Source organism: Labedaea rhizosphaerae (assembly GCF_004362825.1).
GTDB classification, from domain to species: domain Bacteria; phylum Actinomycetota; class Actinomycetes; order Mycobacteriales; family Pseudonocardiaceae; genus Labedaea; species Labedaea rhizosphaerae.
Genome location: NZ_SNXZ01000004.1, coordinates 394,591 through 420,010, shown reverse-complemented (window position 1 = coordinate 420,010; position 25,420 = coordinate 394,591). Strand labels below are relative to the sequence as shown.

General features: G+C 69.4%; 26 protein-coding genes and 1 tRNA gene. 17 read left to right on the top strand and 10 right to left on the bottom strand.

Annotation, left to right across the window (positions count from 1 at the left end; translation table 11 throughout):
* Window positions 1-237 precede the first annotated feature (237 nt).
* Complete coding sequence (locus EV186_RS24850; RefSeq protein ID WP_133851797.1) at window positions 238-1,677, bottom strand: helix-turn-helix domain-containing protein; 1,440 nt, start codon at window positions 1,675-1,677, stop codon at window positions 238-240.
* Window positions 1,678-1,857: 180 nt separating this feature from the next.
* On the opposite strand from EV186_RS24850, the gene EV186_RS40560 reads away from it, so the two are divergent.
* Window positions 1,858-2,607, top strand: coding sequence for a hypothetical protein (locus tag EV186_RS40560; protein WP_133851796.1), 750 nt, complete (start codon window positions 1,858-1,860; stop codon window positions 2,605-2,607).
* The gene (locus EV186_RS24840; RefSeq protein ID WP_133851795.1) at window positions 2,604-3,869 is read left to right on the top strand and encodes an acyl-CoA dehydrogenase family protein; all 1,266 of its coding nucleotides are present in this window, start codon (window positions 2,604-2,606) and stop codon (window positions 3,867-3,869) included. The genes EV186_RS40560 and EV186_RS24840 overlap by 4 nt, the downstream gene beginning before the upstream one ends.
* Here EV186_RS24840 and EV186_RS24835 read toward each other — a convergent pair.
* Together EV186_RS24835 and EV186_RS24830 are read right to left on the bottom strand one after the other, a co-directional pair.
* Window positions 3,783-4,307: an NUDIX domain-containing protein gene (locus tag EV186_RS24835; protein WP_243754250.1), complete on the bottom strand. Its 525-nt coding sequence runs from the start codon at window positions 4,305-4,307 to the stop codon at window positions 3,783-3,785. The two genes, EV186_RS24840 and EV186_RS24835, sit on opposite strands and share 87 nt — an antisense overlap.
* 107 nt (window positions 4,308-4,414) lie before the next feature.
* A complete protein-coding gene (locus EV186_RS24830; protein ID WP_133851794.1) occupies window positions 4,415-4,759 on the bottom strand; it encodes a cupin domain-containing protein in 345 nt (114 codons plus the stop codon).
* A 76-nt stretch (window positions 4,760-4,835) separates the two neighbouring features.
* Here EV186_RS24830 and EV186_RS24825 point away from each other — a divergent pair, with 76 nt between their 5' ends.
* The gene (locus EV186_RS24825) at window positions 4,836-5,429 is read left to right on the top strand and encodes a TetR/AcrR family transcriptional regulator (RefSeq protein WP_133851793.1); all 594 of its coding nucleotides are present in this window, start codon (window positions 4,836-4,838) and stop codon (window positions 5,427-5,429) included.
* A gap of 37 nt (window positions 5,430-5,466) precedes the next feature.
* On the opposite strand, the gene EV186_RS24820 is transcribed toward EV186_RS24825, so the two are convergent.
* Complete coding sequence (locus EV186_RS24820; RefSeq protein WP_133851792.1) at window positions 5,467-6,300, bottom strand: alpha/beta fold hydrolase; 834 nt, start codon at window positions 6,298-6,300, stop codon at window positions 5,467-5,469.
* 64 nt (window positions 6,301-6,364) lie between these two features.
* Here EV186_RS24820 and EV186_RS24815 point away from each other — a divergent pair, with 64 nt between their 5' ends.
* A complete protein-coding gene (locus EV186_RS24815) occupies window positions 6,365-6,976 on the top strand; it encodes a TetR/AcrR family transcriptional regulator (RefSeq protein ID WP_133851791.1) in 612 nt (203 codons plus the stop codon).
* A 50-nt stretch (window positions 6,977-7,026) separates the two neighbouring features.
* Here the strand turns inward: EV186_RS24815 and EV186_RS24810 are convergent, their stop codons facing one another.
* Both EV186_RS24810 and EV186_RS24805 read right to left on the bottom strand, forming a co-directional pair.
* Window positions 7,027-7,374 carry a hypothetical protein gene (locus tag EV186_RS24810; RefSeq protein ID WP_133851790.1) on the bottom strand — a complete coding sequence of 116 codons (348 nt, stop codon included), beginning with the start codon at window positions 7,372-7,374 and terminating at the stop codon, window positions 7,027-7,029.
* 306 nt (window positions 7,375-7,680) lie between these two features.
* The gene (locus EV186_RS24805) at window positions 7,681-8,679 is read right to left on the bottom strand and encodes an NADP-dependent oxidoreductase (protein ID WP_133851789.1); all 999 of its coding nucleotides are present in this window, start codon (window positions 8,677-8,679) and stop codon (window positions 7,681-7,683) included.
* 100 nt (window positions 8,680-8,779) lie between these two features.
* Here EV186_RS24805 and EV186_RS24800 point away from each other — a divergent pair, with 100 nt between their 5' ends.
* Complete coding sequence (locus tag EV186_RS24800; RefSeq protein WP_133851788.1) at window positions 8,780-9,697, top strand: LysR family transcriptional regulator; 918 nt, start codon at window positions 8,780-8,782, stop codon at window positions 9,695-9,697.
* Between the two features lie 23 nt (window positions 9,698-9,720).
* Here the strand turns inward: EV186_RS24800 and EV186_RS24795 are convergent, their stop codons facing one another.
* Window positions 9,721-10,848 carry an MFS transporter gene (locus tag EV186_RS24795; protein ID WP_133851787.1) on the bottom strand — a complete coding sequence of 376 codons (1,128 nt, stop codon included), beginning with the start codon at window positions 10,846-10,848 and terminating at the stop codon, window positions 9,721-9,723.
* 114 nt (window positions 10,849-10,962) lie between these two features.
* Between EV186_RS24795 and EV186_RS24790 the strand changes: the two genes are divergently transcribed.
* The 11 genes from EV186_RS24790 (at window position 10,963) to EV186_RS24740 (ending at window position 18,164) form a co-directional block, all read left to right on the top strand.
* Window positions 10,963-11,343, top strand: coding sequence for a MerR family transcriptional regulator (locus EV186_RS24790; protein ID WP_133851786.1), 381 nt, complete (start codon window positions 10,963-10,965; stop codon window positions 11,341-11,343).
* Window positions 11,344-11,395: 52 nt separating this feature from the next.
* Window positions 11,396-11,698 carry an urease subunit gamma gene (locus EV186_RS24785; protein WP_133851785.1) on the top strand — a complete coding sequence of 101 codons (303 nt, stop codon included), beginning with the start codon at window positions 11,396-11,398 and terminating at the stop codon, window positions 11,696-11,698.
* A 9-nt stretch (window positions 11,699-11,707) separates the two neighbouring features.
* Window positions 11,708-12,013, top strand: coding sequence for an urease subunit beta (locus EV186_RS24780; RefSeq protein WP_133851784.1), 306 nt, complete (start codon window positions 11,708-11,710; stop codon window positions 12,011-12,013).
* Complete coding sequence (locus EV186_RS24775) at window positions 12,013-13,725, top strand: urease subunit alpha (protein WP_133851783.1); 1,713 nt, start codon at window positions 12,013-12,015, stop codon at window positions 13,723-13,725. The genes EV186_RS24780 and EV186_RS24775 overlap by 1 nt, the downstream gene beginning before the upstream one ends.
* The gene (locus EV186_RS24770) at window positions 13,725-14,399 is read left to right on the top strand and encodes an urease accessory protein UreF (protein WP_133851782.1); all 675 of its coding nucleotides are present in this window, start codon (window positions 13,725-13,727) and stop codon (window positions 14,397-14,399) included. The genes EV186_RS24775 and EV186_RS24770 overlap by 1 nt, the downstream gene beginning before the upstream one ends.
* Window positions 14,389-15,096: an urease accessory protein UreG gene (gene ureG, locus EV186_RS24765; RefSeq protein ID WP_133851781.1), complete on the top strand. Its 708-nt coding sequence runs from the start codon at window positions 14,389-14,391 to the stop codon at window positions 15,094-15,096. The genes EV186_RS24770 and ureG overlap by 11 nt, the downstream gene beginning before the upstream one ends.
* A complete protein-coding gene (locus EV186_RS24760) occupies window positions 15,093-15,800 on the top strand; it encodes an urease accessory protein UreD (protein ID WP_133851780.1) in 708 nt (235 codons plus the stop codon). Before ureG ends, EV186_RS24760 begins: the two co-directional genes overlap by 4 nt.
* Window positions 15,801-15,929: 129 nt before the next feature.
* On the top strand, window positions 15,930-16,259 hold the full coding sequence (locus EV186_RS24755) for a PadR family transcriptional regulator (RefSeq protein ID WP_133851779.1): 330 nt from the start codon (window positions 15,930-15,932) through the stop codon (window positions 16,257-16,259).
* Window positions 16,256-16,633, top strand: a complete 378-nt coding sequence (locus tag EV186_RS24750) for a DUF1048 domain-containing protein (RefSeq protein ID WP_133851778.1) — start codon at window positions 16,256-16,258, stop codon at window positions 16,631-16,633. Before EV186_RS24755 ends, EV186_RS24750 begins: the two co-directional genes overlap by 4 nt.
* Window positions 16,630-17,403, top strand: a complete 774-nt coding sequence (locus EV186_RS24745; protein WP_133851777.1) for an ABC transporter ATP-binding protein — start codon at window positions 16,630-16,632, stop codon at window positions 17,401-17,403. The genes EV186_RS24750 and EV186_RS24745 overlap by 4 nt, the downstream gene beginning before the upstream one ends.
* Entirely contained in the window at window positions 17,400-18,164 is a 765-nt protein-coding gene (locus EV186_RS24740; protein ID WP_133851776.1) for an ABC transporter permease, read from the top strand. Before EV186_RS24745 ends, EV186_RS24740 begins: the two co-directional genes overlap by 4 nt.
* 252 nt (window positions 18,165-18,416) lie before the next feature.
* Here EV186_RS24740 and EV186_RS24730 read toward each other — a convergent pair whose 3' ends face one another.
* Window positions 18,417-18,980 carry a DUF11 domain-containing protein gene (locus EV186_RS24730; protein WP_133851775.1) on the bottom strand — a complete coding sequence of 188 codons (564 nt, stop codon included), beginning with the start codon at window positions 18,978-18,980 and terminating at the stop codon, window positions 18,417-18,419.
* A gap of 10 nt (window positions 18,981-18,990) precedes the next feature.
* Window positions 18,991-24,738, bottom strand: a complete 5,748-nt coding sequence (locus EV186_RS24725; protein ID WP_133851774.1) for a DUF7927 domain-containing protein — start codon at window positions 24,736-24,738, stop codon at window positions 18,991-18,993.
* A 23-nt stretch (window positions 24,739-24,761) separates the two neighbouring features.
* Here EV186_RS24725 and EV186_RS39045 point away from each other — a divergent pair, with 23 nt between their 5' ends.
* Window positions 24,762-25,169, top strand: coding sequence for a hypothetical protein (locus EV186_RS39045; protein WP_166659309.1), 408 nt, complete (start codon window positions 24,762-24,764; stop codon window positions 25,167-25,169).
* Window positions 25,170-25,319: 150 nt separating this feature from the next.
* Here EV186_RS39045 and EV186_RS24715 read toward each other — a convergent pair.
* Window positions 25,320-25,392, bottom strand: a tRNA-Arg gene (locus EV186_RS24715).
* Between the last annotated feature and the right edge of the window lie 28 nt (window positions 25,393-25,420).

The following is a 25,420-nucleotide window of genomic DNA, read 5'->3' as shown; positions in this document are numbered from 1 at the left end:
ACGCCCGCTCTGGCGAGCCACGAACTCGTGGCGACGGAAGGCGGCCGGCCCGGTGGCGTGCAAGCCGATGCCAAGCACGGTGAGCACGCGACCAGGCCGGCCGTCAAAGTCTTCGGACGACGCGAGGGCGATGGATCTCCGAGGCGTTCGTGTAGTCAAAAGGCACTCGGTACACGGCGTGTACGAACAATGGACCGATCACGCATGCACTTCCGCCCAGCAAGCAGGCGCTGGCCGCTATGCGACGGGTACGCCGTTGCGTCGTGCAAATGCTTGGATGCCGGGCATCGACTTGGCTGTGGGCTGGCGCAAGAGGCTCATCGTGATGTGCTGGATGGGCTTGCGGTAGCGAACTTCGTCGGGGGATGCGTGTTCGGCGCGGAGCAGAGCTCGGTAGCACTGTTCCGGCTTGTCCCATTGGTAGAACGAACGAGCAACATCGGACCAATAGCGGGCCAGACGTTCGACTTGGTGGATTGCACGCGGGTCGATACCGCGGGCTGTTTCTACCGCCGTGCCGGAGTCGCCGAGGACACGGGCGATGCTGATCCGGTAGAGGTCCACGCCGGTGGGACCGAAGGCGGTGAACCTGTGGTTGGCGTCGACGCCCAGCCGGTTGGCCGCCTGGACTGCTTCACCTATCAAGGTGTGGGCATCTTCGCGGTGCCCGTCGACCGCAGCGGTGTAGGCGGCGGTTGACAACAACGACCCGTACACGGACAGGTGCTCGGGTCCGCGGTGCAGGTGTGGCTGGAGCATCGCCGCGGTGTCGACGACGAGATTTTGAGCGGTGTCGGCGCGGCCCGCGCGGCGAAGCACGATTGCCCAAGTCCGGCTAGCACTGGCGTGCGTCAGGATGTCGTCGGTGGCGTGAGCGGCTTGCATTGCTCGATCGGCCGTGGTCCACGCGAGTGGGTCGTTGCCGATCTTGACCATCAGTTCGGCGGTTAGGGTGTACAAGTCGGACAGATGCCTGTCGGCCGCGACGATGGCCTCGTCGCCGCTGACTTCGTGCCGGGTGGCATGCGCGGTGGGCAGCAGCCGGAGGAGGCTCGTTGCGACGTCGGTGTAGCGGCCTTGTTGGAAGACCTCGCGTGTCGCAGCCAACTGCTCGTGAAGCTGTGCCAGTCCCGTAGGGATTCCGCTGGCCGGCGGCGTGAGAAGAGCATGTTCCAGCGCGCGAATCGGATCGGTGATCGGTGATGCCGATGCTGGCCGGATGCCGCATACCGCCGAGCCGGCCAGTCCGGTCAATCCAGCCAGCAACGTACGACGACGCATCGGATCGATCTCCTCATCCCGCGGCAGGATGACGGTGACCATAGCGGCGGGTCGGCTGCTGTGCACGGATCGTGGTGGAGTGTCGGCCAAACCGAGCAGCGACGGAGGAATGTCAAGCGCATCGACGAGACTGCGCAGCACCGCCACATCACGCAACGGTTGCTTGCCCCGCTCGAGCCGGGACAACGTCGATACCGAGTAACCGCAAAGCGCGGCCAAGTCCGCAAGCGTCTGATGCTTGGCGAGGCGAACGGCCCGAATTATCGCCCCAGCGTCGCCTGAGTTCACGGCGGCGAGAACCGCGTCGCTGTGCCAGATCGCAGGGTTCGGCCGCATCCCGCGCTCCTTGTTCGGGCCAGGCCTGTCAGCATAACCGGCAATCACTGTGAGTGCCATCGCTCTTGCATAGCGTGCAAATCTGATGTCGTACCTCGCAAACCCACTGGTCAATTGACGCTGCTCATCGTGTCCTTGGAAGCGCTACGGCAACGACCACCGTCCACGTCCGCTCCCCAGGAGGACACCGTGACCAGTTCCGCTATTTCGTCGCCGCGAGGAAAGATCGTGGCTCGGGAAATGACTGCCGCTGAGCTGGACGATGCCGGTCTTCTGCGTGCTGACGAGAACGTCGCGATCAGCCGGTACGCGGTGTTCGTTCCAGTCGATGAACTGGGGGAATCACGCCCGATCACGATTCACGCCGGCGCGGTGATCGGCCGGTTCGCGGTCGTGCACGGCGGAACGACGATCGGCGTGCAAGCTGTCGTCGAGGACCACACCGTCGTCGGCCAGCCCGAGCTCGGTTATGCCGTCGGGCGGATCCACCCGGGTGTCGGTGGTGGCGTTCATGTTGCTGCGGGCGCCGTGGTTCGTGCGGGTGCGGTGATCTACGCCGACGTCCAAGTGGGTGTCAACACCGTGGTCGGACATCATTGCTTGCTCCGCACCGCCGTGCGGGTTGGTGCGGACACCCAGCTCGGGCACCACCTGACGATCGAGCGGGCCGCGCGCATCGGACGGGATGTCAGGTGTTCACCGGGTTCGCACATCACCAGCGACACCCTCTTGGCGGACCGGGTCTTCCTCGGCGCCGGGGTGCGCACGATCAACGACAAGACGTTGACGTGGCGGGATCCGAGCCGCCGATCGGTCTTGGCCGCGCCTCGGTTCGACTTCGGTGCGAAGGTCGGCAGCGGTTCGGTCGTGCTGGCGTCGGTGACAATCGGTGCGCACGCCCTGGTCGGCGCGGGTTCCCTCGTCACCCGCGACATCCCCGCCGGAGCGTTGGCCTATGGGCACCCCGCACGAGTGCAGGGGCGGGCATGACGATGCGTTCCAGATTGGTCGACGTCCTGAAACCTTGGCTCGAACCTCTGGAACCCATGGTGGCTGTCGGCTGGAAACAACTGAGGATGTTGACTTCGTCCTTGGATGTCCTGCTCGCCGAACATCCGGTCGATCCGGACCTCGTGCCCGGCCCAGAACGAAGCCGCAGACTCCGGAAAATCCGTTCAGGTCTGGTGCATTACGACCTTGTCGATGCCCCATCTCCTGTCCAGGTGCTGACGCAATTCGCCTGTGGTTACCGCGATATCGACCTGCGTGACGCCATAGGTATGGGTCATGGCGCGCTCATCGCGCGCCACGGCAGCGCCTCCACTTGCGCGCGATGGCTACCCCGGCTCGCTGCCGGAGAACTCGCTGGAATCGCGATGACGGAACAGCATGGCGGCTCACGACCAGCTGCCATACGCGCTCAAGCGCAGGTTGCCTGCGACGGAACTTGGCTGGTTTCAGGTCGCAAGACCTGGATAAGCCGGTTGACCGAAGCGGCCGTCTTCGTCGTCTTCTTCCGTGCTCCCGATGGACGCCTGGCAGCGGCCACAGTGGACGCTGCGGATCCCGGTTTGCGTCGCTATCCCGTTGCGCCGGCCGGCCTTGCCGGGTGGAGCTGGGGAGTCCTCGAACTCGACTGCGTCCAAGTGCACCCCGAAGACGTTCTGAACGGTGACGGAATGGCACTGCTGAGGCAGCACTTCGCTGCCTACCGGCCCCTGGTCACGGCTACGGCTTTGGGCGGCGCGGCTGCGGTGTTCGACACGGTCACCGACGCTCTGGTCGAGCGGCGCACAGCAGGTGGTGTTCCACGACTTAGGGATTCCGCTCTGGTGACCGTTGGGCGCGCTCATATCCAGGTTGTCACCGCGCTGCTCGGCACGATCCTGGCTGCTCAGCTAGCCGAGTCAGGCCAGATCGACGCGGAGCGGTGGGGTGCCGCGATGAAGGCGCACGGCATCGACGTGGCCAATCAGGTCGCCGCTGAGCTGGTGCTCTTGCTCGGAGCGGCCGGATTCCGTGCAGACTGCCAGGTCGCGAAGATCCGACGTGACCTCAACGGGCTGCTGTACGCCGACGGCATCCATGACAGCCTGTACCGCGCAGCAGGCAAGCAGCACACGGCACCGGCTGCTGCCGTCCCAACACCTCGCGGCGTGTCCGGATCAGCTGATACGCCTGCCTTGCTCGCACAAGACGGTCACGCCCTCGGCGAGGGCGGCGAGGGCGGCCTCGAGCCGATCGGCCAGTAGAGGTTTGACCTTGGTCCTGGCCTCTTCGATCGTGCGGAGGCTTGCCGACACGATCTCGCCGTCGGCGAAGTCGAGTCCGCCCACGTCCTGGTCGGTCAGCGGGCCACCATCGAAGACGAAGACGACGCCCTCCGGGCGTGAGTCTTGGGGGCGTACGTAGTCCACCACGAGCAGCCGTCCCAGTGGACGGTCCCATCCCAGTTCCTCGGCGACCTCGCGGGCAGCCGTCGTCCAAGGCGACTCGTCCGGCTCGACTGCTCCGCCCGGGATCTCCCAGTTCGGCTTGTACGACGGTTCAACGAGCAGGACCCGGTTCGTGCCGCACCAGAACAGCACGCCTGCGGCCATGCGTTTGCGGGGCAGTGCAGCCACATATTGGTCGACGGGCAACACCTTGGCGCCGCTGCCGCTGACAGCCGCCGGACTCGATGTCGTCACCCATCACACACTAGACACTCCATTGTGGTCGGGCGCCGCCGCACCACGACCTGCACCGGTACCGATACGTCGATGCTTCGGGGTCCCAGGTCGCGCGGAGCTTCTGGCTAACGTGGGCTTGGGCCCAGCAGGCTGTCCGTTGTGGACGGACTGTCCCCCTTGAGTTCCACGAAGATGGCGTGGGTGTCGGTGGTGCCGACGTTCTCGCCGGAGTGTTCTTGTGCGCCCAGCCACCGCGCCTCACCGCTGGGCAGCTCGACATCGACGTGCCGGCCGTCGGCCGAGACGCGCCTGCTGAAGGAGCTGAGCGTGACCATGACGCTGTCGGGGTGGCGGTGCGGATGCGTGCTGTCGCCTGGCTTGTCGTGATACTCCAGGACCCGGACCCGCTCGTTCTCGAAGATCACCTTGTAGAGCTCCGGGTCGGTCGCGGTGGGGTCCTGGACGCTCATGCTGCTCACCCGGTTCGCTTCGATGGACAAGGTTCATGGGACTACAATCCCATGGGACTACGGTACCATGAAGGCAATGGGCTATGAAGAAACCGGCCGTACCGAGCAGAAGTCGCGCACCCGGCAGGCACTGGTCGAGGCCACCCGCGAACTGCTCTCGCAGGGCCTGACGCCGAAGGTCGAAGACGCCGCCCAGCAAGCCGGCATCTCCCGCACCACCGCCTACCGCTACTTCCCCAACCAGCGGTCCCTGCTCCTGGCGGCGCAACCGCAGATCCAGCCGGCGACGCTGCTCGACGACGACGCACCCGAGGACATCAAGCAGCGGTTGGACGCCTTCATGGCCGCGTTCACCCGGTACAACTTCGACTGGGAACCGCAGCTGCGTACGGCGTTGCACGTGTCCCTGGAACCGGGAGCCACCCCGCCGGTGCTTCGGCGGGGACGGGCCATCGGCTGGATCGAGGACGCCCTGGCACCGGTGAAACTCAGCCACCCGCGGGTCGACGTGCACCAGTTGGCGGTGGCCATCCGGTCCGCCACCGGTATCGAAGCCTTGATCTGGCTGCGCGACGTCGCCGGCCAGACCCGCGACCAAGCCGCCGAAACGGTGCGCCGCACCGCGCAAGCCCTTCTCGACGCCGCACTGGGCAAGCACGACCGCACCTGACGGCCAGCCGGAGCCTGCGAACGCAGGGGCAATGCCTTCAGCTGCCGGTCCGCACGAAGTCGCTGATCAGATCGGCGAGCACGTCGGGTTGGTCGATCATCGAGAAGGTTCGTGCGTTCTTGATCAGTTCGAAGCGTGCGTGCGGCAGCGTCTTGGCCAGCCGGTGGCCGTCCTCCACCGGGAAGAAGGCATCGTCGGCGGACCAGGCGACGAGCGCGGGCTTGGTGAACGAAGGCAGGCGTGCCGCCGCATTCAGCGTCACGGATTGCGTCATCGAGGCGGTGAAGCGTCGCAGGTCGTCGGCAATGGCGCTGTCGGAGAGGGCCGGCTGCACCCATTCTCGGGTGAGGTCCTCGAGGTCCGCGTGCGCCAAGTCGCCGAAGGCGCGGCGGCGCGCGGTGCGGGTGCGCATCGGAAGCAGCGCCATCCGAAACAGTCGCGAGGACCGCGCAGCCGCGATCAGGGGCCTCAGGATCGGTGGCGGGAAGTGCTCGAATGCGTCGCAACTGGCCAGCACGAGTGCCCCGACGCGGTCCGGCTGGGTACCGGCGACGATCTGGACGAGTGCGCCGCCGGTGTCGCTGCCGGTGAGCACGACGTCGTCGAGGTCGAGGGCGTCGAGCAGTGGGGTGATCATGCCGGCGACGCCGCTCATGGTCAGATCGGCGCCGGGGCGCATCGCTTCGGGGTGCGCCCCGAGCGGCCAGGTCGGCACGATGCACCGCATCCCTCGATCGGCCAACCGCTGAGCCAACGGCCGCCACAGCGAGCCGCCCATGGCGTAGCCGTGGACGAACACCACCGGCCGGCCGTCGGCGGGTCCCGTCTCTTCATAATGGAGCGTCCCGGAATCCAGCATGATGGTTGACATGGAGCCTTCTCCGATCGAAGTTACGTACAGCCTGTCCGCAACCTTACCAACAGGCTGCATGTAAATGTCCAGAACCCAACCCGAACGCTCGGCTGCAACCCAGGCCGCGCTGGTCGCGGCTGCGCGCAAGCTCTGGGCTGAGCGCGGCTACGCGGCGGTCGGCACGCCGGAGATTGCCACGGCGGCGGGCGTGACGCGTGGCGCGATGTATCACCAGTACGCCGACAAGGCAGCCTTGTTCGCGGCCGTGATCGAAGCGGTGGAGGCGGACGCGATGCGGCGGCTGTCGACCGCGGTGGCCGCCGCCCGTCCGGCCTCGCCGGCCGAGGCGATGCACGCCGCCGCGAATGCTTGGCTGGAGATCGCGGCCGAGCCGGAGGTCCGTCAGATCGTGCTGCTCGACGCTCCGGTCGTGCTTGGCCCGGCCGGGTTCCGCGAACTCAACCAGCGCTACGGCCTGGGTATTACGGAACAGCTCTTGGCCGGCGCGATCGACGCCGGTCAGTTGACGCCGCAACCGGTGCGGCCACTCGCGGCGCTGTTGCTCGCCGCGATCGACGAAGCCGCCATGGTGGTTGCCGTTGCCGAAGATCCTTCAGCCGCACGGATCGAAGTACGGGCCGCGGTGCGCAACCTGCTCGACGGCATCCTCAGGGACCCGGCCTCCGGTGACTGATATTCCGCTGGTCGGCCGAACCTGCGGCCAAACAGCGGAGGGGTGGAGCGCTAGAAGCTGACGTCGCCGTGGATGTCACGGGCCTGCACGACCTTGCCTGACACCTCACCGGTTACCTGGTTGGTGACACCACCGCGGTCGGCGCGCTGTTCGACGCTGACCTTGGCCCATTCCGCACGCAGCGCCCTGCTGAACTCCGGGTCCGCGGTTTCCTCCACGGCCAATCGCTCGGCGAGGGCATGCACGGCCTGCTCGTCCTGGGGTGCCGCCGTTGCGGCCTCGAGCGCCGCGCGTGCCTCGGCGCGCTGTTCGAACCGCTTCTTGACCATGTCGTAGAGCGACGAGACAGCTTTGGTCGCCAATGCTGCGGCAATGGACACCAGCACGGGCTCGGGCATTTGAGGGCCTCCCAGGTCGACTCGTCTTCGATGACCGTAGCAAGGACGTGACCAACAAGGCCGGGGACAACAGCGGCAACTTGTGCAGGCCGGCGTCATTCACGGTGGCGTGCATTTCTACGCGAAGTCGATGCCCCCGCCGGATCAGGTGCCCAGGGCAACTCCCCATTTCACCAATCAGCGTCAGGTGCTGGCCGGCGCCGACTCGGCGTTTGCCGAATTGTGCAGGCCCACGCCCGGCACCGTATCAACCGACGATTCGGTCACGCGCTCTGTCGCACCGACACACGAGCCCCACGTCGTCCGTCAGTCGAGGCGCACCAGCGTCTTGCCGGTGTTGCTGCCGCGCAGCATGCCGAGGAATGCCTCGACGATCCGCTCGAACCCGTCCACCACGGTCTCGTCGGAGAAGACCCGGCCGGCGAGCAGGTGCGGGATGACGAACTGCTCGAATTCCGGTCGCACTTCCAGGTGGTCGCGCACCAGGAATCCCTCGATCCGCAACGCCTTGTGGACCACGTCGTAGAGGTTCGCGGGCGCGGCCGGCGGGTCGTCCGGGTTGTTGTACTGGGCGATCGCACCGCACCACGCGACCCGGCCGTGCTTGCGCAGCGCGCCGATCGCGGCCGCCAGGTGGTCGCCGCCGACGTTGTCGAAGTACACGTCGATGCCTTGCGGCGCAACGGCTTTCAGCTGCTCGGCGATCGGCCCCGCGTGGTGGTCGAAAGCCGCGTCGAAGCCGAGCCGGCCGGTGAGGTGCTCGACCTTCCCAGGCGACCCGGCGCTGCCGACGACCCGGCCGGCGCCGAGCAGCCGGGCGAGTTGACCGGCCGCGCTGCCCACCCCGCCCGCGGCCGAGGAGATGAACAGGTCCTCGCCCGGCCGCAGTTGCGCGATCTTGGTCAGCCCGACGTACGCGGTGAGGCCGGTGCCGCCGAGCAGACCGAGGTAGGCGCTGAGGCCGATCCCGTCCGGCGGGTCGACCGGTCGCGCGTCGGCCGCGTCGAGCACCGCGTGCGTGCTCCAGCCGTCGCGGTGGAAGACCGTGGCGCCCACCGGCAATGCGGGCGCGGCCGAGGCGATCACCCGGCCGAGGGCGCGGCCCTCCAGCCCGAAACCCCGCTCCCAGCCGCCCTCGTCCATCAGTTCACGCATGTAGGGGTCGACGGAGAGATACAGATTGCGCACGACAACCTGACCGTCGGCCGGGTCGGGCACGGGCCCGGTGACGAAGGTGAAGTCGTCGGGACTCGGTGCGCGGTGCGGGCGGCGGACCTGGCGGACGGCGGTGTACGTGCTGGCCACGGCTTCTCCTCGGCTGGATGTCGCCGCACGGTAGGTCGCCAGGAGCGGCGCCGGGCAGAGCGTGGTGTCGATCGATCATCCCGATCCATGAGACCCGCTCATGGATCGGGTGGACCAGCTCTACCGTGACGCCGTGGACAGCGACCTCACGCCGCAGGAACTCCGCCTGCTGGTGGCCATCGACCGCATGGGCAGCTTCACCGCCGCCGGTGCCGCGGTCGGCCTGTCCCAGTCCGCGGTGTCGCACGCCGTGCGGACCTGTGAAACCAAGGTCGGCACGGTGCTGTTCGAGCGCGGCCGCACCGGCGCGCGGGCGACCCCGGCCGGTGTGCGGGTACTGGTGCACGCGCGCCAGATCCTGCGCCAGCTCGACCTGTTGCGCCGCGAGGCGAGAGACGCGGCGGCGGGCACCGTGACCGGGCCGCTGCGCATCGCCGCGTTCCGCAGCGCCGCCGCGCACTTGCTGCCGCCCGCGCTCGAGCGGCTCACCAAGCGCTACCCCGGGTTGAGCCCGCAGGTGCAGATCGTCCCGGAACTGGGCCGGGGCACAGCGGGCGAGGTCGCCGACGGCCACGCCGACCTGGCCATCGCGACCCTCGCCGAAGACGCGACCGCACCTGCGGGTCTGCTCGCGGACGAGCTCATGGTCGAGCCGTACCTGTTCGTGAGTCCCGCCGGGCACCGCTCGCCGCGGCAACTGCCGTTGATCGACTGGGCCGAGAACTGCTCGTCCTACGCCCGCGCGTGGTGGGCGCGGCAGGACTGGCTGCCGGCCGCGACCGTCACCGTGGCCGACGACGGCGTCGCGCTTTCCATGGTGGCGCAAGGCATCGGCATGGCCATCCTGCCGCGGCTCACCCTCACGACGCAGCCCGCACGCGTCACCGTGACCCCGGTGGACGACCAGCCACCGACCCGCCGCCTCGTGCACGTCACCACGGCGGGCAGCCGCCGATCCGCCGCGGTCCGCGAACTGATCCGGGAACTGCGCACCGCCGCGGCGCCGGCCGCGCGCTGATCCCCACACACGACCGCGGCCGGCTACTCGGCGCGGCGGCCGTGGACGGCGAGGGCGAGCGTCCCCGCGGCGGCGGCCGCCATCGCGACCACGGTGAGCGTGGTTTGGCCGTGGCTCAGGATGATCCCGCCGACCGCTGCTCCAGCCGCGATCCCGAGGTTGAGCACGGTGATCACGATGCCGCCGGCGAGGGGGCGGAACGCGGGGGTCGACACCCGCAACACGCGGGCCTGCAAGATCGGCGGGAAGGCGCCGATCGCCAAGCCCCACACCGCGACCCCGGCCGTGAACAGCACCGGCCGGTCGCCGCCCAGCGCCAGCAGCGCGAGGCCGAACACCACCAGTGCCGCGGCGGCGGCGACCGCGGCGGTGGGGAACCGGTCGGTGGCGGTGCCGGAGACGAGGGTGCCGAGCCCGCCCGCGACGCCGAAGACCAGCAGCAGCACGGGCACGTCGGCGGTCGTGAAGCCACCGAGGCCGGTGACGAGCGCGGCGACGTAGGTGAACACTGCGAAGTGCCCGACCAGGACCAGGCTTCCGGCGATCGCCACCCGCAGCACGCGGCGTGCGCTGTGGTCCCGTGTCCCGGCCGGTTGCGGGGCTGCTTGCGGTGCGGGACGGCGGGCCAGGACCAGCCACAGCACGAGCCCGGTCAGCAGGAAGAGCACCGAGAGCCCCGCGAAGACCGCGCGCCAGCCGGTGTGCCCGGCGACGAACGTGGCGGCGGGCAGGCCGGCGAGGCCCGCGACGGTCGGTCCGGACAACACGATCGCCAACGCGCGGCCGAGCTTGGCGGGCTCGACCGCCGCGGCCACGTACGCGACGACGCGCGCCCAGAACAGACCGTGGGCCGCGGCGGCGAGGACGCGTCCGGCCAGGGCCACGGCGAAGTCCGGCGCGAACGCGGTCACCAGGTTGGCCACCGCCAGCACGGCGAGGGTCGCGGCCAACAGCACCGTGGCGGGGATCTTCATGGTCATGCGCACGAGCGGGATCCCGACGACGGCGACCGTGATCGCCCACCCGCTCACGAGCGCGCCCACCGCGCCGCTGGACACCGCCAGGTCGCGGCTGAGCACCGGCAGCAGACCGGAGGGCAGCATCTCCGCGGTGACGGTCACGAAGGTCGCGGCGAAGAGCACCGCGAGCACGGGCCACACCGTGCGATTGGCTTGGGGAGCGGGGACTGGAAGGGGTTGCGCTTCGATCACCGGAGTAAGCTAAACCTTGACATTGATGTGAAGGTCAAGCCTCGGGAGGGGCGGATGCGCATCGGCGAGGTGGCGGACCGCACCGGCGTCGCGAACCGGATGCTGCGTTACTACGAGGAGCAGGAACTGCTCACCCCGGGGCGGCACCGCAACGGCTACCGCGACTACACCGAGAGCGATGTGCGCCGGGTCGAGACGATCCGCGACCTGAGCGCCTCGGGGGTGCCGACCCGGTTCATCAAGATCGTCCTCGACCGCCAGGCCGATGCCGGCGCGTGGACCAGCAAGTGCGACGCGATCCTGGCCGACATGGTCCGCTGCCAGATCGCCGAACTGGACAGCAAGATCTCCTGCCTGACCACGAGCAGGGAAGCGTTGCGGAGCTTCCTCGACGAAGCCACCCTCGAGCGGACCGTTCGCGCGAGCGCAGGTTAACGCTGTGTTTCCGAACCCGGTGGGCTCGCCGGGGCGGTGGTAGACCTGGCACATGCACCTCAGTCCGCAGGAGCGGGACAAGTTGCTGGTCCACGTGGCGGCGGACGTCGCGCGGCGGCGGCTTGAGCGTGGGGTCCGGCTGAACCACCCGGAGGCCGTCGCGTTGATCACCGAGCACGTGCTCGAAGGTGCCCGCGACGGACGCACCGTCAGCGATTTGGCCGCGAGCGGGCGGTCGGTGCTCAGGCGCGACCAGGTCCTCGACGGCGTGCCGGACCTGGTGGACTCCGTGCAGGTCGAGGCGACCTTCCCGGACGGAACGAAGCTCGTCACCGTGCACGAGCCGATCGTCTAGGAGGGTCGGATGCGTCCAGGCGAGATCATCCCGGGCGACGGTCCGGTCGAGCTGAACCCAGGGCGGCCGCGGGTGCGGCTGCTGGTGCGCAACGTCGGCGACCGGCCGGTGCAGGTGGGCAGCCACTACCACTTCGCCGCGGTCAATCCCGGGCTGGAGTTCGATCGCGACGCCGCGCGCGGGCACCGGCTCGACGTGCCCGCGGGCACGTCCGTGCGGTTCGAACCGGGGGTCGAGCGTGAGGTCGACCTGGTGCCGTTGGCCGGGGCGCGGCGGGTGCCGGGCCTGCGGTCCGAGTACGCCGGGGAGTTCTGATGCCTGCCGTCGACCGCGTCCGGTATGCCGAACTGTTCGGGCCGACGACCGGCGACCGGATCCGGCTCGCCGACACGGACCTGTTGATCGAGGTCACCGAGGACCGCTCGATGGGCCCGGCGGGCAGCGGCGACGAGGTGCTCTTCGGTGGCGGCAAGGTGATCCGCGAGTCCATGGGCCAGGGCACGGCGACCCGGGCCGAGGGCGCGCCGGATCTGGTGATCACCGGCGCGGTGATCCTCGACCACTGGGGTGTGGTCAAGGCCGACGTGGGCGTGCGCGACGGCCGGATCGTCGGCATCGGCAAGGCGGGTAACCCCGACACCATGGACGGCGTCGATCCGGCCCTGGTGATCGGACCGTCGACGGAGGTGTTGGCGGGCAACGGGAAGATCCTCACCGCCGGTGGCATCGACTGTCACGTGCACTTCGTGTGCCCGCAACTGGTCGAGACCGCGCTCGCGGCCGGTCTGACCACCCTGGTCGGTGGTGGCACGGGCCCGAACGAGGGCACCAAGGCCACCACCGTCACGCCCGGGTCGTGGCACCTGGGCCGGATGCTGTCCGCCATGGACGGTCAGCCGGTGAACGTCCTGTTGCTGGGCAAGGGGAACACGGTCCGCCGCGAGGCGTTGCGTGAGCAGCTCGTGGGTGGTGCCGGTGGGTTCAAGCTGCACGAGGACTGGGGCAGCACACCGGCGGCGATCGATGCTTGCCTGACCGTGGCCGACGAGTCCGGCGTGCAGGTCGCCATCCACACGGACACGTTGAACGAAGCCGGTTTCCTGGAGTCCACAATGGAGGCGATCGGTGGCCGGTCGATCAACGCCTACCACACCGAGGGCGCGGGCGGCGGGCACGCGCCGGACATCATCCGCGTCGTGTCGCTGCCGAACGTGCTGCCGTCCTCGACCAACCCGACCCGGCCGCACACCGTCAACACCCTCGACGAGCACCTGGACATGCTGGTGGTCTGCCACCACCTCAACCCGTCGGTGCCAGAGGACCTCGCCTTCGCCGAGAGCCGGATCCGGCCGACGACGATCGCCGCCGAGGACGTGCTGCACGACCTCGGGGCGATCTCGATGATGAGCTCGGACTCCCAGGCCATGGGCCGGATCGGTGAGGTGGTCATCCGCACGTGGCAGACCGCGCACGTGATGAAGAACCGCCGCGGCGCCCTGCCCGGTGACGGGGCGGCCGACAACCTGCGGGCCCGCCGCTACGTCGCCAAGTACACGATCAACCCGGCCATCGCGCACGGCATGGCCGAGGAGATCGGCTCGGTCGAGGTCGGCAAGCTCGCCGACCTCGTGCTGTGGGATCCGAGGTTCTTCGGCGTCCGCCCGCACGTGGTGCTGAAGGGCGGGTTCGCGGCGTGGGCGGCGATGGGCGATGCGAACGCGTCCATCCCGACCCCGCAACCGGTCTACGGCCGGCCGATGTTCGGCGCGTCGATCGGGGCCGCGCTCGGTGTCCACTTCGTCGCGCCCGAAGCGGATCCCGCCCTCGCCGACCGCTTCGGCATCTCACGGCGGCTCGTGCCGGTCGCCGACACCCGTTCGGTGACCAAGGCGGACATGGTGCTCAACGACGCGACCCCCGACGTCCGCGTCGAGCCGGACAGCTTCGCCGTGCACGTCGACGGGGAGCTGGTCGAACCGCGGCCGGTGAGCGAACTGCCCATGTCCCAGCGGTACTTCCTGTTCTGATGGACCTCGCTGCGCTGATCATCGCGGACTCCCGGTTCCCCGGGGGCGGGCACGTGCACTCGGGCGGGATCGAGGAGGCCGTGGTCCGCAAGCTCGTGGTGTCCGAACGCGACCTCCCGGCCTTCCTGCTCAGCCGGCTGCGCACCGCGGGCGCGCTGGCCGCGACCTTCGCGGCGGCCGCGGCCCACGCCACCACCCGCGAAGTCCGAAGTGGACATTGGCGGCGGCTGGACGCCGAGTTCGACGCGAGGACCCCGTCGCAAGCCCAACGCGCGGCTTCGCGCGCACAAGGGCGCGGGACCGCACGGGCCGGACGCGTCGCGTGGCCCTCGCCCGCCTTGTCGGACCTGCTGGGGGAGTGTCCGCGACCGCACCACCCGATTGTTCTCGGCGTGCTCGTGGGCGTGCCGCACGATGCCGCCATGGCCGCCGCTTACCTGGCGGTGAGCGGCCCGGCCAGTGCCGCTGTGCGGCTGCTCGGGCTGGATCCGTTCCAGGTCAACGCCGTCGTCGCCCGCTTGGCCGAGCCGATGCGGGAGGTCTGCGCCCACGCCGCCGACGTGGCCGGCCACGACCCCGCCACGCTCCCCGCGCCGTCGTCGCCGGGACTCGACCTGTTCGCCGAGGCGCACGCCGCCCAGCACGAGGAAGAGGTGCGTCTGTTTGCGAGTTGAGCATGGACACGGGCACGGCCACCACCACCAGGTCGACTTCGACCCGACGGCGACCGCACCGGATCACCACGACGCCACACCGCACGCTGGACGGGCGTACCGGATCGGCATCGGCGGACCGGTCGGCAGCGGCAAGACCGCGCTGACCGCCGCACTCTGCCGCGCGCTCGGCGACGAGCTGGAACTCGCCGTGGTGACCAACGACATCTACACCACCGAGGACGCGGACTTCCTGCGCAAGGCAGGCGTGCTCGCGCCGGAGCGGATCGAGGCGGTGCAGACCGGTGCGTGCCCGCACACCGCGATCCGTGACGACATCACCGCCAACCTGGACGCGGTGGAACGGCTCGAGGAGAAGTTCCCCGGCCTCGACCTGGTGATCATCGAAAGCGGCGGCGACAACCTGACCGCCGTGTTCAGCCGCGGGCTCGCCGACAGCCAGATCTTCGTCGTCGACGTGGCGGGTGGGGACAAGGTGCCCCGCAAGGGTGGTCCCGGGGTCACGACCGCCGATCTGCTCGTGATCAACAAGACCGACATCGCGCACCTCGTCGGCGCGGACATGACCGTGATGACCTCCGACGCGCACCGGATGCGCGGCGACCTCCCGGTCATCGCGCAGTCCCTTGTGGACACTCCGGACGCACCCGCGGTCGCCGCCTGGGTGCGCTCGCTGCTGCCGACCCGGACCCGATGAAGGCGCACGCGCGGCTGACGGCGTGCTTCGACGGCTCGCGCACGGTGCTGCGTGAGCTGCGGTCGATGGCGCCGCTGAGCCTGGTCCCGCGGCGGGATACGGGGCCGGAAGCCGTCGTGCACCTGGTCAACTCGGCGACCGCACCGCTGGGCGGCGACAACCTGCGGCTGACCATCCAGGTCGGCGCAGGCGCCGTGCTCCACGTGGTCGCGGTCGCGGCCACCCTCGTCCTGCCCGGTCCGCACGGGACACCTTCGACGTCCCTGGTGGAGCTGGACGTGGCGGACGGCGGATCGCTGGAATACCTGCCCGGGCCGGTGATCGTGACAGCGGGGGCGAACCACACCGCTGAACTGCGCGGTGACATCGCCGGACACCTGCACGCCCGCGAAACGCTGGTGCTCGGCCGCGACGGCGAACGACCGGGCCGCCTCACCACCACGCAGCACCTGACCCGCGGCCCCGTGCCCCTGCTGCGGCAAACCCTCACCGTCGGCGATCCCGAACTGGACGCGAGCATCGCGCACCTGGCTGGTCACCGAGTCATGGCGACCGCACTGATGATCGGCGAAGCCAGCCGAGCGCCGGCCAGTGGCCGGTGGTGGTCGCGCACCGCCCTCGCCGCCGGCGGAACGCTCGCCACCTCGCTCGCGCCCGACGTCGTCACGGCCCAAGCCCGCCTGGAGGCGGCCACGTCGGCCTGAGTTCGTTCCCGCCGGACTGGATCCCCACTACGCCTGGAGGTCGGGGAGGGTTCCGGCTTGCGGAGGAGTCGCTAGTCAGTGTTACTATCTACCGGTACTCAACACCGCTAGGTAGTGGAGAGGTGCCGGGTGGGCAAGCAGTTGACCGAGATGCTCAAGGGGATCCTCGAGGGCATCGTCCTCGCGGTCCTGTCCGGCCGGTCCGCGTACGGCTACGAGATCACGGCGTGGCTGCGTGATCAGGGCTTCGCCGACATCGCCGAGGGCACCGTCTACGCCGTGCTCGTCCGGTTCGAGCGGCGCGGTCTGGTCGACGTGGAGAAGGTCCCGTCGGAGAAGGGGCCGCCGCGCAAGGTGTATTCGCTCAATGGTCAGGGGCGGGAGTACCTCGACGACTTCTGGCGGACGTGGGGCTTCCTCGCGGATCGCCTGGACAAGCTACGCGAAGGAGGGGGATGACGATGGCGTTCTCGAAGATCGTCGAAACCGTGATCGGTCCCAAGAAGCAGTGGCGGCAGTACAAGGCGCGCTGCAAACGGCTTCCCGAGAACTACCGCATCGCGATCGAGGCGGTCGAGCGGTATCTGATGTACGAGGGTGGGGCGGACGGCAAGGGCATCATCCCGATGTTCGAGGACCTGATCGACCTGTTCGAGCAGAGCGCGGCGGCCGGGACGCCGATCCGGGACATCGTGGGGGAGGACCCGGTGGAATTCGTGGACACGTTCGTGCGGAACTACCCGATCGGGCAGTGGCGGGTCCGGGAACGGACGCGGTTGGTCCGCGGCATCCAGCGCGCTGCCGGAGAGACCGTCGAGGGGGAGGACCGATGACGACGCCGAACGCGATCCACGTGCAGGGCCTCGAGAAGTCGTATGGCGACGTGAATGTGTTGCGGGGGGTGGACTTCGAGGTGGTGCGGGGCAGCATCTTCGCGCTGCTCGGTTCCAACGGGGCGGGCAAGACGACGGTCATCCGCATCCTGTCCACCTTGCTCAAAGCCGACGCCGGCACGGCCACCGTGCACGGTTTCGACGTCGCGACGCGAGGTGCGGACGTGCGGGAGTCGATCAGTCTCACCGGCCAGTTCGCCGCCGTCGACGAGATCCTCAGTGGACGGGAGAACCTCGTCCTGATCGCCAAACTGCGGCACCTGAGGAATCCGGGTGCCATCGCCGATGGCCTGCTGGCGCGGTTCTCGCTGACCGATGCGGGCGCGCGGCGGGTGTCGACGTACTCCGGTGGCATGCGCCGTCGCCTGGACATCGCGATGAGCCTGATCGGGAACCCGCCGGTGGTCTTCCTCGACGAGCCCACGACCGGGCTCGACCCGCAGGCGCGCATCGAGGTGTGGGACGCGGTCAAGGAGCTCGCAGGTCAGGGTACGACCGTGCTGCTGACGACCCAGTACCTGGACGAGGCCGAGCAGCTCGCTGACCGGATCGCGATCCTGCACGAGGGCCGGATCATCGTGAACGGCACGCTGGCCGAACTCAAGAAGCTGCTCCCGCCCGCCAAGGTCGAGTACGTCGAGAAGCAGCCGAGGCTCGAGGACGTCTTCTTCGCCATCGTCGGCGGCAAGGATCGTGAGGACCAGGCATGACCAAACACTTCTTCGGGGACACCACTGTCCTGTTGGGACGGTCCCTGCGGCACATCACGCGCAGCCTGGACACGATCATCACGACAACGATCATGCCGATCGCGTTCCTGCTGTTGTTCGTCTACGTCTTCGGCGGCGCGATCAAGACCGGGTCGAGCTCGTCGTACGTGCAGTACCTGCTGCCCGGCATCCTGCTGATCACGGTCGCCACCGGCATCTCCTACACCGCGTTCCGGCTCTTCCTGGACATGAAGAACGGCATCTTCGAACGGTTCCAGTCCATGCCGATCGCCCGGTCCGCGGTGCTGTGGGCGCACGTGCTGACCTCGCTGGTGGCGAACCTGATCTCGCTGGTGGTTGTCGTGCTCGTCGCGCTGCTCATGGGGTTCCGCTCCGGGGCGAGCGTGCTCGGGTGGCTCGCGGTGCTCGGGATCCTGGTGCTGTTCACCCTGGCGTTGACGTGGATCGCCGTCATCCCGGGCCTTACCGCGAAGTCGGCGGACGGCGCGAGCGCCTTCTCCTACCCGTTGGTGTTCCTGCCGTTCCTCAGCTCCGCGTTCGTGCCCACCGGCACCATGCCCGGCCCGGTGCGCTGGTTCGCCGAGAACCAGCCGGTGACCTCGATCGTCAACGCGATCCGCGGACTGCTCACCGAGCAGCCGGTCGGCTCCGACATCTGGATCGCCCTGGCCTGGTGCGCCGGCATCCTCGTCGTGGCCTACTTCTTCGCGACGCTCACCTACCGCCGCAAGATCTCCTAGTACTCCAGCGCACTTCGTTGCACCGGTACCCATACGTCGACGCTTCGGGGCCCCAGGTCTCGCGGAGCTTCCGGCTAACGTGGGCTTGGGCCCAGCGGGCTGTCCGTTGTGGACGGACCGTCTTCCTTGAGTTCCACGAAGATGGCGTGGGTGTCGGTGGTGCCGACGTTCTCGCCGGAGTGTTCTTGCGCGCCCACCGACCGCGCCTCGCCGCTGGGCAGCTCGATGCCGGGCCGTCCCGCTTTCGTTGTGCTACACCGCCGTGCCGCGCTTGCGGCGCACCGTCAGCCAAGCGACCGCGGCGAGCGCGGCGAACACCACCAGAGCACCCAGCAGCCACCACCGGTTGGTGGCGAACCACGAGTCGTCCTGTGCGGCCACCGCGGCGGCACTGGGCAGCTGGGCCGAGTGCGACGCACAGACCAGCGGCGCCCCGGCCGGAGTCGTCCGGGCACACACCACCGTCGCGAGGCGCTGCTGGTCACCGGGCACCCGCACCACCGACATCGACGTGTGGAACACCGCCTGCGCGGCCGGTTTCAGCGTCACCGTCCAGTCCACCGACGCGTCCTGGGTGGTCCCGGCCGGTTCGGCCGATTCCAGGTGCGTGCCCGCGGGGACGCTCTGCGACACCCGCAGGCCACGCACGCCTGCCGAGCCGAGGTTGCGGACCGTCACGGTGAACGTGAGCCGTTCGCCTTGCGCGGCCGACCCCTGCGGGCTGTCCACGGCGATGCTCAGTTGCGGCGCCGGCTCCGCCGCTGGGGCACCGGCTAGTGCGAGGATCAATGCTGCGGCCGGGACTGCGGTCAACAAGGTCTTCTCCTTACAGGGTTCCTGCGATGTATTCGAGGGTCGTGGTGTAGGTGCCCGACGGGACGTCCGGGACCTGCACCTGGTAGTCGTTGCTGACCGCGTCCCCGCCGGGCGAGGACGGCATCGGCTGGCTGTGGACCGTCACGGTGGCGTCCGGGGACAGTGGCTGGTAGGCCCCGTCGCCGGTCTCGCGCACCTGCAGCAGGCCGACCGGGAAGCTCCCGCCGGGTCCGGTCAACGTGGGACCGGCGGCGCGCACCTGCACCGAGTAACCGGTGGTGCTGTTGGTCGTCACGGTCATCGTGACCGCGCCCGGCAGCTCGACGGTCGCGCCGGGCAGGCCGCGCAGGGCGAACGACGGCGTGAGGTCGGTCAGGGTGATGAACCTGGCGATCACCTGCGTCGACGTGGTGCAGTTCGCGGCACATGTGGCGCCCGTTGCCGAGGACGACACCGTGTTGGTCAGCACCAGGTCGCCTGCCGGGTTCACGTCGGTCGTCACCGAGAAGCCGATCGTCACCGTGGCGCCCTTGGCCACGGCGCCGGTCCACGTCAGCGTGCCGGTCGCGTAGCTCACGGTCCCGGAGCTCGCCGTCGCGCCGCCCGCGTACTGGGCGTCGTCCAGCACGCCGGCCAACTGGTCGTCGATCGTCGCGGCCGGGTAGTCGGCCTGACCGGTGTTGGTGGCGGTGATGGTGTACCGGACCGGTCCGCCGGCCACGACGGTGCCGCGGTCGGCCGACAGGGCGAAGTCCAGGTGCGGCACCAGCAGCCGGATCGACGTGTAGCAGCCGGTCTCGGTGCCCGTCGGGCAGGTCGCGCCGGGCGAGGACGACGTCACCGCGTTGACCACGGTGTGGTCGCCGTTCGCCGGATACCGGGTCACCACGGAGTAGGTGATGACCGCGGACGCGCCGAGGTCGAGTCCGCCGGTCCAGGTGAGCATGTCCGCGTCGTAGCCGACGGCGCCGGTCGTCGCGCTCGCGTCGCCCGCGTAGTCGGCGTCGTCGAGCACCCCGGCCAGCGAGTCGGTGATCGTGGCGGGCAGGTACGGCGTCTGGCCGGTGTTGGCCACCGTCACCTGGTAGTGCACGGTGCCACCCGCGGTGGTCGTCGTGGTGTCGGCGGTCTTGGTGATGGTGAGCGCGGGCTGGAGCACGAGCACGGTGGCCCGGCACTCGTCGGCCGGGGAGTCCGCCGGGCAGGTGCTGCCGGGGTCGGTCGAGGACACCGTGTTGACCATGGTGCGGTCCCCGGTCGCCGGGTCGTGCACGGTGACCGAGTACGTGATCTCCGCGGACGCCCCGACGGGCAGCGCCCCACGCCAGGTCAGCGTGCCACCGGTGTAGGTGAGCACCCCGCCGCCGACGACGGTGGCGTCGTTGTTGTAGTCGGCGCCGAACAACACGTCCTCCAGCGGGTCGCGCAGGGTCGCCGCGTCGTACGCGGTCTCGCCGGTGTTGTCGACGACGATCCGGTAGAGCACGACCGAACCCGGGGTCGTCGTCGGGTTCTCCGCCGACTTGGTGATCGACAACCTCGGCACGAACACCACCGTGGTGGCGGTGCAGGAGGGCGCGGGATTCGTTGCCGGGCAACTGCTGCCCGCCGCGGGCGCCACCGCGGTCACGGCCAGCCGCTGGTCGCCGGGGTCCGGCGCGCGCACGACCACCGCGTAGCTGATGGTGGCGGTCGTGCCCACCGCGAGCGTCCCGGTCCACGTCACCGTCGGCGCGGTGTAGCTCGCGGCGCCCGAGGTGGCGGTGACGGCGCCGTCGAACGTCGCGTCGTCCAGCACGTCGGACAACGACGCCGTGACCGTGAGGTCGGACTGGGGCGTCTGGCCGGTGTTGGTGACCGTGATGGTGTAGACGACGCGGTCCCCAGGGGTGGCCGTGGCGCGGTCGACGGCCGTGGTCACGGACAGGCCCGGGATCAGCACCGTCACCGTGTGCACGCACCCGGCGGCGCTGCAGCTGCTGCCGGGGTCGTTGGACACCACGCGGGTGACCAGCCGCAGGTCACCGGTGTCGGGGTCGGCGACGGTGACCGTGTACGTGATCGTCGCGGTGGCACCGATCGCGAGATCGCCGGTCCACAGCAGGCCTTCCGGTGACGTGGCCACCGTGCCGCCGGTCGCCGTCGCGTTGCCGTCATATGCGGCGTCGTCGAGGACGCCACCGAGCTGCAGCCGCACGCCCGCGGCGGTGTACGGCGTCTGACCGGTGTTCGCGACGGTCACGGTGTAGCCGACGGTCGCGCCGGGCACGGTGGTGTCGCGGTCGGCGGTGATGGTCGCCTCGAGCCGCGGCACCAGCACGGTGACGACGACCCGGCAGCTCGCCGACGGAGCCGCGGCCGGGCAGGGGCTGCCGGGCTCTTCGGACGTGACGACGTTGATCATCTGCTTGGGGCCGGGATCCGGGTCGTTGACCCGCAGGTGGTAGCTCAGCACCACCTGCGCGGACGGCGCGAGGTCACCGGTCCACGTGAGGGTGGGCGCGGCGTAGCCGACCGTGCCGGCGGTGGCGGTGGCGTCACCGAGGTAGGTGCTGTCGCCGAGGGCTGCCGCCAGCGGGTCGGTCACCACGGCGGACCGGTAGTCGGTCTCGCCGGTGTTGGTGACGACCACGGTGTAGCCGACCGTGTCGCCCGGCGTGGCCGTGGTGCGATCGGCCGTCTTGGTGATCGTCAGTGCGGGGGTGAGCACCCGCACGCTCGTCCCGCAGCCCGGGTCCGTGCCGCCGGCCGGGCAGGTGTTGCCCGGTGCGGCGCTCGACACGGCGGTGGTGATCAGCTTGTCGCCCGGGGTGGGGTAGCGCACGGTGACGGTGACGGTGACGGTCACCGCGCCGCCGACCGGGATGTCGCCGGTCCAGCTGATCGTCTCCGTGGCGGTGTCGATGGTCAGGCTGCCTGTCGTCGCGGTCGCGTTGCCGTTGTACTCGGCGTCGTCCAGCGCGCCTGCGAGCGAGTCGGCCACGGTGATCCCGACGTAGGGCACCTGTCCGGTGTTCACCATCGTGACGGTGTGCCGCACCGCGGTCCTCGGCGCCGCGGTCGCGACGTCGGCGGCGTTGGTGATCACGAGCTCGGCGATGGGGACGGAGCTGGTGCAGCGGGTGTCGCTGCCGCCCGTCGGGCACGTGCTGCCCGCGCTGTCGGACACGGCGGTCTGGCTGAGCAGGTGGTTGCCGGCGGCCGGCCGGTTCACGGTCACCGAGTAGGTGACGGTGACGGCCGTCGCGGTGCCGAGGGCGCCGGTCCAGGTCAGTGCGTCCGCGGTGACCGTGACCGAGCCCGAGGTGGCGGTCGCGCCGCCGGCGTAGCCGGCGTCGTCGAGCACGTCGGCGAGCGGCACCCGGACGGTCGCGGTCGAGTACGGCGTCTGGCCGGTGTTGGTGGCGGTCACGGTGAACGTGACGGCCTGGCCGGGCACGGCGGTCGTCTGGTTCGCCGAGACGGTGATCCGCAAGGCCGGGGTGAGCACGACGACGGTGATGTCGCAGTGCGGGTCACCGGAGGCGGGAAGGCAACTGCTGCCCGCCTCGGTCGACCAGACCCGGTTGATCATGACCTTGTCGCCGGCGGCCGGCCGGTGCGTGGTGACCGTGTAGCCGATCGTCGCGGTCTGCCCGACCGCGAGGTCACCGGTCCACTCGAGGTCCTGGCCGACTTGCCGGACCACACCGGTGCTGACGGTGGCGTCGCCGTTGTAGTCGGCGTCGTCGAGCAGCCCCGCGAGGCTGTCGGTGACGGTGGCGCCGGTGTAGGGCGTCTGGCCGGAGTCGCGGATGGTGATCGTGTAGCCGACCGTGCCGCCGGGCACCATGTAGGGCGCGTTCGCGGTCTTGGTGATCGTGAGACCCGGCAGCAGCACCTGCAGGGTCGCGGTGCAGCGTTCGTCGGTGCTGTCCACCGGGCAGTTGCTGCCCAGTGCGGTGGTGCTGATCGTGCCCTCGAGGGCGCGGTCGCCCTCGGCCGGGTCCTTGATCCGCAGCGTGCCGCTCAGCGTGACCGTGGCGCCGATCGGGATGTCGCCGGTCCAGACCACCGCGCTGCTGCTCAGCACCAGCGTGCCCGAGGTGGCCGACTGCTCCACCGGGATCGCCTCGTCGAGCACCTCGTCGGTCGGGCTGCTGATCGTGATGCCGCGGTAGTCGTACTGGCCGGTGTTGGTGAAGGTCGCCGACAGGTGCACCTGGGCACCCGGCGTGCCGTAGGGCCCCACGTAGTGCTGCTCGATGACCAGCGCGGCCACCGGCACGGTGCTCGTGCACCGCGGGTCGGTGCCGTTCGCCGGGCAGTTGTTGCTGGTCAGCAGCGTGGTCGAGCTGACGGTGCCGGTCAGCACCCGGTCGCCGGTCGCAGGGGCGTGCACGGTCACCGAGTACGTGATCGTTGCGGTGGCCCCGGCGTCCAGCGTGCCGGTCCAGGAGAGCGTCGTGCCCGCGTAGCCGACGGTTCCGTGGTTTGCGGTGGCGTTGCCGTTGTAGTCGGCGTCGTCGAGGATCCCGGCCAGCGGGTCGCTGAGGTGGGCCCCCAAGATCGACAGGATGCTCGAGTTCGTGATCGTCACCGTGTAGGTCACCGTCTTGCCGGCCGCGGTCACGGCGACGTCGGCCGTCTTGGTGATGGTGAGGCTGGTCGCGTTGGTGACCGCGACCGCGGCCGTGCACCGGTTGTCCGTGCTGCCCGCCGCGCAGTTGCCGCCGGCGGCGGAGGACACCACGCTGTTCGCCATCGACCGGTCTCCGGTGGCGGGCTTCCGGATGGTCACCGAGTAGGTGACCGTCACCGATGCGCCGGGTACCAGGGACCCGGTCCAGCCGAGCGTGCCGTCCACATAGGACACCGAGCCGGCCGACGCGACGGCGTTGTTGTTGTAGGTGGCGTCGTCGAGCACACCGGCCAGCGAGTCGGTGAAGCCGAGCGACGGGTACGACGTCTGGCCGGTGTCGGTGATCTTGACCGTGTAGGTCACGGTGGTGCCGAGCGTCGCGTTGGGCAGGTCCGCGGTCTTGGTCATGGTGACCGCCGGGGTGAGCACGGCTGCTCGTTGATCGGCCTCGCTGACCCACGCCGTGTAGACCCTCAGAGTCGTGGCACCGCCACCGCTGTGGCCGAGGCGTCCCGCCACGGTTCGGATGTCAACTCCGGCGAGGATCAACTCCGTCGCCGTGTAATGCCGCAGCTTGTGGAACGTGCAAGCGATCCCCAGGCGCTGGGCCAGCGCGCTGAAATGGCTGGTGACCGTGTCCGGGCGCAGCGATTCGCGGCCGTCCACGGTCGGCGAGAACAGGTAGCAGTCATCATCGAGCGTCAGCCCGACGGCCGCGGCTTCTTGGTCGGCCCACGCCATCAGAGCTCGAAGGAGCCCGATGGTTTCGGAGTCCAGCACCACTCGTCGGTGTTGGTGAGTCTTGGTCGGCCCTTCGCTGATCTCCGAGCCGTCCTGCTTGACCGCTTTGTTGATCTTGAGTGTTCCGTCCTCGCTGAGGTCACCCCGGCGCAAGGCGCACAGCTCGCCGCGCCGGGCGCCTGAGGTCATGGCGAGCCAGACCAGGACGCCCCAGCGGAGGATTCGGAACGCCTCCATCACTATGCGCGCCGCTTGCGGCGCCGTCGGCGGCTTGGGCTCGGGGGGAGGTGCGCTCGGTCGGCGGATCTTCTTCATCGGGTTGAGCGGGAGCCATCCCCATACCGTGACGGCTCGCTCGAACGCCTGGTTGAGGATCGTGTGGATCTCTTGCTGCATAGAGCCGCCCAGCGGCGTGACACGTGGATCCGGCACCGGCCGTCGCACTGGTGGTCTTGCTGTGTGCGGTGCTCGATGAACCCGTCGCCCTTGCAGTGCTCGCGACAGCGCCGGAGCGTGGCGAACAGCCCGTCGAGCTTGGATGCCAGCTCTCGATGATCAACGGTGACAGCACCAACCAGCGGTTCGATGTGTTTCCGGATCTTGTTGTTCCAGCCCCGCCGGGTGCCCGGTGCAAGATCTGCCACTTCCATGAAGTCGTCGAGCATCCTGGCGATCGTGGCGTGCGTCCGCGGAGCACGCTGTTCATCAACTTTGTTGAGGAGCCGGGTCAGCGCCTGTTCGGCAGCCTTCTGCTGCCGCGGCGTACCGGCTGGTATGACTTCGTCCAAGTAGAGCGCTTGCCACTGACTGGGTCCTTGCCGACGTAGACCCGGACCCGCACCGAGCCGCTACGTAGCGGCTGAATCGTCCCCCGCTGTCTCCCCGTGTACAGAGAGTAGCGCAATTTCGCACCACAACTCGCACCACGAAGGCTTGCTACGGCCTTCGTCGAACCATGTTTCTCCTGGTCAGACCGGCGCCCTCGGCAGGACTCGAACCTGCGGCCAAGAGCTTAGAAGGCTCCTGCTCTATCCGCTGAGCTACGAGGGCTTGATGGCGACCGCCACCGCTGCGAGAG

Coding starts and splice junctions, on each gene's coding strand:
- EV186_RS24850 (WP_133851797.1), bottom strand. CDS start 1,677: ATGGCACTCACAGTGATTGCCGGTTATGCTGACAGGCCTGGCCCGAAC.
- EV186_RS40560 (WP_133851796.1), top strand. CDS start 1,858: ATGACTGCCGCTGAGCTGGACGATGCCGGTCTTCTGCGTGCTGACGAG.
- EV186_RS24840 (WP_133851795.1), top strand. CDS start 2,604: ATGACGATGCGTTCCAGATTGGTCGACGTCCTGAAACCTTGGCTCGAA.
- EV186_RS24830 (WP_133851794.1), bottom strand. CDS start 4,759: ATGAGCGTCCAGGACCCCACCGCGACCGACCCGGAGCTCTACAAGGTG.
- EV186_RS24825 (WP_133851793.1), top strand. CDS start 4,836: ATGGGCTATGAAGAAACCGGCCGTACCGAGCAGAAGTCGCGCACCCGG.
- EV186_RS24820 (WP_133851792.1), bottom strand. CDS start 6,300: ATGTCAACCATCATGCTGGATTCCGGGACGCTCCATTATGAAGAGACG.
- EV186_RS24815 (WP_133851791.1), top strand. CDS start 6,365: ATGTCCAGAACCCAACCCGAACGCTCGGCTGCAACCCAGGCCGCGCTG.
- EV186_RS24810 (WP_133851790.1), bottom strand. CDS start 7,374: ATGCCCGAGCCCGTGCTGGTGTCCATTGCCGCAGCATTGGCGACCAAA.
- EV186_RS24800 (WP_133851788.1), top strand. CDS start 8,780: ATGGATCGGGTGGACCAGCTCTACCGTGACGCCGTGGACAGCGACCTC.
- EV186_RS24790 (WP_133851786.1), top strand. CDS start 10,963: ATGCGCATCGGCGAGGTGGCGGACCGCACCGGCGTCGCGAACCGGATG.
- EV186_RS24785 (WP_133851785.1), top strand. CDS start 11,396: ATGCACCTCAGTCCGCAGGAGCGGGACAAGTTGCTGGTCCACGTGGCG.
- EV186_RS24780 (WP_133851784.1), top strand. CDS start 11,708: ATGCGTCCAGGCGAGATCATCCCGGGCGACGGTCCGGTCGAGCTGAAC.
- EV186_RS24775 (WP_133851783.1), top strand. CDS start 12,013: ATGCCTGCCGTCGACCGCGTCCGGTATGCCGAACTGTTCGGGCCGACG.
- EV186_RS24770 (WP_133851782.1), top strand. CDS start 13,725: ATGGACCTCGCTGCGCTGATCATCGCGGACTCCCGGTTCCCCGGGGGC.
- EV186_RS24760 (WP_133851780.1), top strand. CDS start 15,093: ATGAAGGCGCACGCGCGGCTGACGGCGTGCTTCGACGGCTCGCGCACG.
- EV186_RS24750 (WP_133851778.1), top strand. CDS start 16,256: ATGACGATGGCGTTCTCGAAGATCGTCGAAACCGTGATCGGTCCCAAG.
- EV186_RS24745 (WP_133851777.1), top strand. CDS start 16,630: ATGACGACGCCGAACGCGATCCACGTGCAGGGCCTCGAGAAGTCGTAT.
- EV186_RS24740 (WP_133851776.1), top strand. CDS start 17,400: ATGACCAAACACTTCTTCGGGGACACCACTGTCCTGTTGGGACGGTCC.
- EV186_RS24725 (WP_133851774.1), bottom strand. CDS start 24,738: ATGCAGCAAGAGATCCACACGATCCTCAACCAGGCGTTCGAGCGAGCC.